This window comes from Streptomyces sp. FH025 (assembly GCF_017427025.1).
Lineage (GTDB): Bacteria > Actinomycetota > Actinomycetes > Streptomycetales > Streptomycetaceae > Kitasatospora.
In genome coordinates, this window is sequence record NZ_JAFLNG010000505.1 from 1 (window position 1) to 5797 (window position 5797).

General features: G+C 73.7%; 7 protein-coding genes and 1 pseudogene. 1 reads left to right on the forward strand and 7 read right to left on the reverse strand.

Going from position 1 to position 5797, the window contains the following annotated elements:
• The 7 genes and pseudogenes from J0670_RS27900 to J0670_RS27930 all read right to left on the reverse strand — a co-directional run.
• Nucleotides 1-270: pseudogene (locus J0670_RS27900) on the reverse strand (hypothetical protein); the annotation flags it as partial.
• Nucleotides 271-420: 150 nt separating this feature from the next.
• Nucleotides 421-1029, reverse strand: a complete 609-nt coding sequence (locus tag J0670_RS27905; RefSeq protein WP_307806729.1) for a GNAT family protein — start codon at nucleotides 1027-1029, stop codon at nucleotides 421-423.
• A 14-nt stretch (nucleotides 1030-1043) separates the two neighbouring features.
• Nucleotides 1044-1547 carry a molybdenum cofactor biosynthesis protein B gene (locus J0670_RS27910; RefSeq protein ID WP_207814463.1) on the reverse strand — a complete coding sequence of 168 codons (504 nt, stop codon included), beginning with the start codon at nucleotides 1545-1547 and terminating at the stop codon, nucleotides 1044-1046.
• Nucleotides 1544-1984 carry a cyclic pyranopterin monophosphate synthase MoaC gene (gene moaC, locus J0670_RS27915; RefSeq protein ID WP_243437622.1) on the reverse strand — a complete coding sequence of 147 codons (441 nt, stop codon included), beginning with the start codon at nucleotides 1982-1984 and terminating at the stop codon, nucleotides 1544-1546. Before moaC ends, J0670_RS27910 begins: the two co-directional genes overlap by 4 nt.
• Before the next feature lie 148 nt (nucleotides 1985-2132).
• Entirely contained in the window at nucleotides 2133-3470 is a 1338-nt protein-coding gene (gene glp, locus J0670_RS27920; RefSeq protein WP_207814465.1) for a gephyrin-like molybdotransferase Glp, read from the reverse strand.
• A 35-nt stretch (nucleotides 3471-3505) separates the two neighbouring features.
• On the reverse strand, nucleotides 3506-4426 hold the full coding sequence (gene galU / locus J0670_RS27925; RefSeq protein ID WP_207814466.1) for a UTP--glucose-1-phosphate uridylyltransferase GalU: 921 nt from the start codon (nucleotides 4424-4426) through the stop codon (nucleotides 3506-3508).
• A 61-nt stretch (nucleotides 4427-4487) separates the two neighbouring features.
• Nucleotides 4488-5420 carry a GGDEF domain-containing protein gene (locus tag J0670_RS27930; protein WP_207814467.1) on the reverse strand — a complete coding sequence of 311 codons (933 nt, stop codon included), beginning with the start codon at nucleotides 5418-5420 and terminating at the stop codon, nucleotides 4488-4490.
• Nucleotides 5421-5540: 120 nt separating this feature from the next.
• Between J0670_RS27930 and J0670_RS27935 the strand changes: the two genes are divergently transcribed.
• Nucleotides 5541-5797: 5-formyltetrahydrofolate cyclo-ligase (locus J0670_RS27935; protein ID WP_374223187.1), on the forward strand; the 257-nt coding region annotated here is incomplete at its 3' end.

Here is a 5797-nt window from a genome sequence, read left to right on the forward strand (position 1 = left end):
GGACTCCCGTTCGGCGGGATCGCCGGAGGCGGCCCCGTCCCGTCCGGGAGGACCGTCCTTGCTGTGCTCGTCGTCACGCGGTTCGTCGCCCAGGGCCCGGGCTGCCCGTCGCTCCAGCGCCGAACGCCCGGCCAGCAGGCGGATGGCGGTGCTGAAGCGCTCCGTCGGGCGCGCCTCGTTGAGTTCGTCCTGCCTGCGGAGCCACATCGGCACCAGATAGGCGGCCCAGGCCCCTACGATGACGGCGTAGATAAGGCCGCTACTGCTCACGATTCACACCGTACGGGCGGTGGGGAAGGCGTGGCAGCAATTTGGCGCGGCGTGTCGTGTGATCAAGCTGATTCTCCGACTATTTTGCCGGTATTTGTGACGGTCCGCCATCGGGTCGATGCCATATCGATATTTCTTTCGAACATATATTCAATTACCCGGCTCGCGACCTGAACTGATCGCCCGCCAACGCTCCAGCATCCCCTCCGGGACCTCCTCGTCGGTCAGGGCGTAGACCATGTGGTCCCGCCAGTCGCCGTCGATGTGGAGATAGCGCGGGCGGATTCCCTCCGAGCGGAAGCCGAGCTTTTCCACCACCCGTCGGCTCGGACGGTTCTCGGGGCGGATGCAGACCTCGATCCGGTGCAGTCCGAGCGTGCGGAAGCAGTAGTTCACCGAAAGCGCCACGGCCGTCGGCATGATGCCCCGGCCGGCCACCGCCTCGTCGATCCAGTACCCGACGTTGGCCGAGCACATCGAGCCCCAGGTGATCCCGCCGACCGTCAACTGGCCGACCAGCTGGCCCTTGTAGAGCACGACGAAGGGCAGCATCCGGCCGGCCGAGGCCTCGCCGCGCAGGAAGCGGACCATCTGCCGGTACGTCGGGCGGGGGCCGGCGGCGTGGCCCGCCGGGCCGGGCGGCACGGTGGCCTCCCAGCGGCGCAGCCAGTCCCGGTTGCGGCGGCTCACCTCCTGCCACTCGCGCTGGTCACGGGCCCGGATCGGGCGCAGCGTGACCTCCCCCTCGTGGAGTTCCACCGGCCAGCCGGCGTTCAGTGCGCGCTCCCGGAGGTGGGTGCGTCGGGCCGGGGGTGGTCCCCGCCGCCGAGCTGGTCGACGGCGTGGGCGAGCAGCGGCTCCAGGACGGCCAGGCCGTCCCTGACGCCGCCGGTCGAGCCCGGCAGGTTGACGATCAGGGTGCGTCCGGCGGTCCCGGCGAGCCCTCGGGAGAGCGCCGCGGTCGGCACCTTGTCGCGGCCGTACGCGCGGATGGCCTCGGCGATGCCGGGGATCGGGCGGTCGATCACCCGGGCGGTCATCTCGGGGGTGAGGTCCGTCGGCGAGATGCCGGTGCCGCCGGTGGTCAGCACGACGTCGTACCCGGCCGCGACGGCCTCGCGCAGGACGGCCTCCACCGGTTCGCCGTCCGGGACGACCCGGGGGCCGTCGGCGGTGAAGCCCATCGCGGTCAGGCCGGCCACCAGCAGCGGTCCGCCCTTGTCCTCGTAGACCCCGGCCGAGGCGCGGTTGGAGACGGTGACGGCCAGCGCTTTCATTCGGAGACCTCCGGCGCGAACCAGTCGCCGCTCTTGCCGCCGGTCTTGCTGAGCACCCGGACGGACTCGATCGTGGCACCCTTGTCCACCGCCTTGACCATGTCGATCACGGTCAGCGCGGCGACCGTCACCGAGGTCAGCGCCTCCATCTCGACGCCGGTGCGGTCGGCGGTCTTCACCGTGGCGGTGATCTCGACCGCGTCGTCCGCGACGGCGAGGTCGACCTTGACGCCGGAGACCGCGATCGGGTGGCAGAGCGGGATCAGGTCCGGGGTCCGCTTGGCGCCCATGATCCCGGCGATCCGAGCCACCGCGAGGGCGTCGCCCTTGGGCACGCCCTCGCCGCGCAGCAGCTCGACCACCTTCGGGGAGACCCTGACCCGCCCGGCGGCGACGGCGGTGCGCGCGGTGGCGGCCTTCTCGGAGACGTCGACCATCCGGGCCGCGCCCTGCTCGTCGACGTGGGTGAGGCGGTCGCCGGGGCTCGGTGTCGTCACGGGTAACTCCATGGGCGCGCAGGTCGAATACCGCGCTACCGTACCCCTCCCCCGACCCCGGTGACGCGCCCGTTCACCCCCGACGGCCTCAGGAGTCCAGCAGCACCACGTCGACCTCGCCGCCGGCGGGCAGCTCGGTGACGTCCTCGGGGACGGTGATCAGGCAGTTGGACCGGGCCAGCGCGCCGACCAGGTGCGAGTCGACGCCGCCCACCGGCTCGACCGTGCCGTCCGCCGCCGAGTAGCGGCCGCGCAGGAACTGCCGGCGGCCGGCCGGGGAGCGCAGCGCGGACGGGCAGAGCGCGCGCACCACCGGGCGGTGGACGTCGGGGGCGCCGAGCATGGTGCGGATGACCGGGCGGACGAAGAGCTCGAAGGAGATGTAGGCGCTCACCGGGTTGCCGGGCAGGGCGAGCAGCGGCACCGCGGCCTCGCCGCCGATCCGGCCGAAGCCCTGCGGCTTGCCGGGCTGCATCCGGAGCCTGCGGAAGTCAACGCCCCCGTAGGACTCGAAGACCTCCTTGACCACGTCGTACGCGCCGACGCTGACCCCGCCGCTGGTGACGATCAGGTCGGCCCGGCCGAGCTGGTCCTCCAGGACGGCGCGCAGCCGGTCGGCGTCGTCCGGGACGGCGCCGACCCGGTAGGCGATGGCGCCGGCCTCCTGGGCGGCCGCGGTGAGGGTGAAGCTGTTGGAGTCGGCGATCTGCCCGGGCTCGACCGGCTCGCCGGGCTGGACCAGCTCGCTGCCGGTGGAGAGCACCACCACCCGGGGGCGCGGGCGGACCTTCACGGTGGCCCTGCCGATCGCGGCGAGCAGCCCGAGCTGGGTGGGGCCGAGCCGGGTGCCGGCCTCCAGGACGGTGGTGCCGGCCGCGACGTCGCTGCCGCGGCGGCGGATGTGCGCGCCCTCGGCGACCGGGCGCAGCACCCGGACCTCCTCGTCGGCGACCGCCGCGGTCATCGCGTCGGCGGCGGCCCCGGTGCCGGTGCCGCCGTCGGTCCACTCGACCGGGGCGACGGCCTGGGCGCCGGGCGGCAACGGGGCGCCGGTCATGATCCGGGCGGCCTGGCCGGGGCCGACCTTGGGCAGTTCACCGGCGCCGGCGGCGATGTCGCCGACCACCGACAGCACCGAGGGGTAGGCCTCGGTGGCGCCGTCGGTGTCGGCGGTGCGGAGGGCGTAGCCGTCCATCGAGCTGTTGTCGAAGGCCGGCAGGTCGCCGTCGGCGACCACGTCCTCGTCGAGCCGGCAGCCCTGGGCGTCGAGCAGCCCGAGCTCGATCGCGGGCAGCGGGGCGACCGCGGCCAGCACGTCGGCGAGGTGCTCGTCCACCGTCCAGAGCCGAGGAGCCGCCGGTGCCCGGTCCACGGACCCTTCGCAGCGGGCTGCGGGGGTGGTGCTGTGCTCGGTGGACCCGGTCATCGGCGGCTCGCTCTCTGTCGTGCTCTGTCGTGGGGTCAGTCCTGCAGCTCGGAGGCGACGAACTCGCGCAGCCAGGAGCGGAACTCCGGGCCGAGGTCCTCGCGCTCGGCGGCCAGTCGGACGATAGCGCGCAGGTAGTCGGCGCGGTCGCCGGTGTCGTAGCGGCGGCCCTTGAAGAGCACGCCGTGCACCTGGCCGCCGGCCTCCGGCTCGCGGTTGGTCAGCTCGCGCAGGGCGTCGGTGAGCTGGATCTCGCCGCCGCGGCCGGGCGGGGTCTCGCGCAGCACGTCGAAGACCAGCGGGTCGAGGACGTAGCGGCCGATGACGGCGTAGTTGGAGGGGGCCTCGCCCGGCTCGGGCTTCTCGACCAGGTCGGTCACCTGGAAGACGTCGTCGCCGAAGCCGTTCGCCTTGACGGCGGCGCAGCCGTAGAGGTGGATCTGGGAGGGGTCGACCTCCATGAGGGCGACGACCGAGCCGCCGAGCTCCTGCTGCACCTCGATCATGCGGGAGAGCAGCGGGTCGCGCGGGTCGATCAGGTCGTCACCGAGCAGGACGGCGAAGGGCTGGCCGGCGACGTGCTGCTCGGCGACCGAGACGGCGTGGCCGAGGCCCTTCGGGTCGCCCTGGCGGACGTAGTGCATGTTGGCCAGCTCGACGGACTCGCGGACCCGGCGCAGGCGGTCCTCGTCGCCCTTGCGGACCAGCAGCTCCTCCAGCTCGTAGGCCCGGTCGAAGTGGTCCTCCAGCGCGCGCTTGTTGCGGCCGGTGACCATCAGTATGTCGGACAGTCCCGCGGAGGAGGCCTCCTCGACGACGTACTGGATGGCCGGCTTGTCGACGACCGGCAACATCTCCTTCGGGGTGGCCTTGGTCGCCGGGAGGAAGCGGGTGCCCAGTCCGGCCGCGGGTACCACGGCCTTGGTTACCGGAATTCGGGAGGTGGTCGTCGTCATGCGTTTACCTTACTCAGGCATGTTTTCGCCCGGCCGAGCGCGGTCGAGAGCGGTCGGGCGGCTATGACAGCACGTCGCGGGGCACGGCCACGGTGGCGGGCGTATGGGCAGCAACCGGCCGGGCGAACGGGTCCCCGCCGGTACAGCCCGACAGACTACCCGGCTTTTCCGAACGGTCACGTTCGGCAGTCGGCCGCTCCTCCGGGGCGGAAGTGGGCAGCTCCGGGCCCGTGCCGCCGTCCGGCTCCGGCTGTCCGGCGGCGGGCCGGCCGGGCCGCGGGGCGGTCCGCCAGCAGTCGCCGCCGGCCGTCCTGGCCTCGGCCAGCGCGGCGTCGGCGGCGCGCAGCAGGACGGCGGCGTGGGTGCCGTCCTCGGGCAGGACGGCGATGCCGGCCGCGGCGGTGAGGCCGTTGCCGCGGGCCGGCCGGGACTCGCGGGTGCCGGAGGACCAGTCGAGCAGCAGGTGCCGGCGGACCGACCAGACCAGCCGCTCGGCGACCTGGACGGCGCCCTCGGCCCCGGTGTCCGGCAGCAGCACCAGGAACTCCTCGCCGCTGTAGCGGCCCAGGGTGTCGGCGCGGCGGATCTCCATCGCGAGCCGCTGGGCGAGGTCGCGCAGTATCGCGTTGGCGCGGGCGCGGCCGTGCTCGGCGATGACCGCGTCGAAGCCGGCGATCTCCAGCAGCAGGACGGCCAGCGGGCGCGGCCCGTCGGCCTGCTCGGTGTGCTCGGCGCGGCGGGCCCGTTCGATCTCCCGGTCCAGGGTGAGCTGGAGGTGGCGGTAGTTCCACACGCCGGTGAGCGGGTCGCAGGAGGCGGTGCGCTCCAGCTCGGCGCAGCGCTCCTCCAGTTCGGCGATCCGCGTGTGCAGCCGCTCCCGGCCGGCGGCGGCCTCGGCCCGCTCCCGGCGCGCGCGCAGCCCGAGTGCGGTGGCGCCTGCCAGCGCGGGGGCGCTCAGCGCGGCCAGGGCCTGGACCAGGAGCGGGGTGGACAATCGGGGCGCCCTTTCACGTGTCAGGCTCTGCGCGTCGACGGTGCTCGAACGGGTTTCCGGCGGTTTCCGGCGGTTTCCGGGGGTTTTCGGGGGTTTTCGGACGTGGAGGACATGGCGGACGTGGAGGATCCAGTGCACAACGAGAAGGGCGACCTGAGGACACGGCTGTTGACCCGGCGCCGTGAACTCTCCGCCGAGGGGCGTACGGCGGCGGCGGACGCGCTGGCCGGGCACGCCGGAGAGCTGGCCGGGCCGGGGGCCACGGTGGCCGCGTACGTCTCGGTGGGCGCGGAGCCGGGGACGGGGCCGCTGCTGGACTCGCTGCGGGCGCGCGGGGTGCGGGTGCTGCTGCCCGTCCTGCTGCCGGACAACGACCT

Bases quoted from the DNA above. Each gene is read 5' to 3' on its own strand.
- moaC (WP_243437622.1), bottom strand. From the start codon at position 1,984: ATGGTCGACGTCTCCGAGAAGGCCGCCACCGCGCGCACCGCCGTCGCC.
- glp (WP_207814465.1), bottom strand. From the start codon at position 3,470: ATGACCGGGTCCACCGAGCACAGCACCACCCCCGCAGCCCGCTGCGAA.
- galU (WP_207814466.1), bottom strand. From the start codon at position 4,426: ATGACGACGACCACCTCCCGAATTCCGGTAACCAAGGCCGTGGTACCC.
- J0670_RS27910 (WP_207814463.1), bottom strand. From the start codon at position 1,547: ATGAAAGCGCTGGCCGTCACCGTCTCCAACCGCGCCTCGGCCGGGGTC.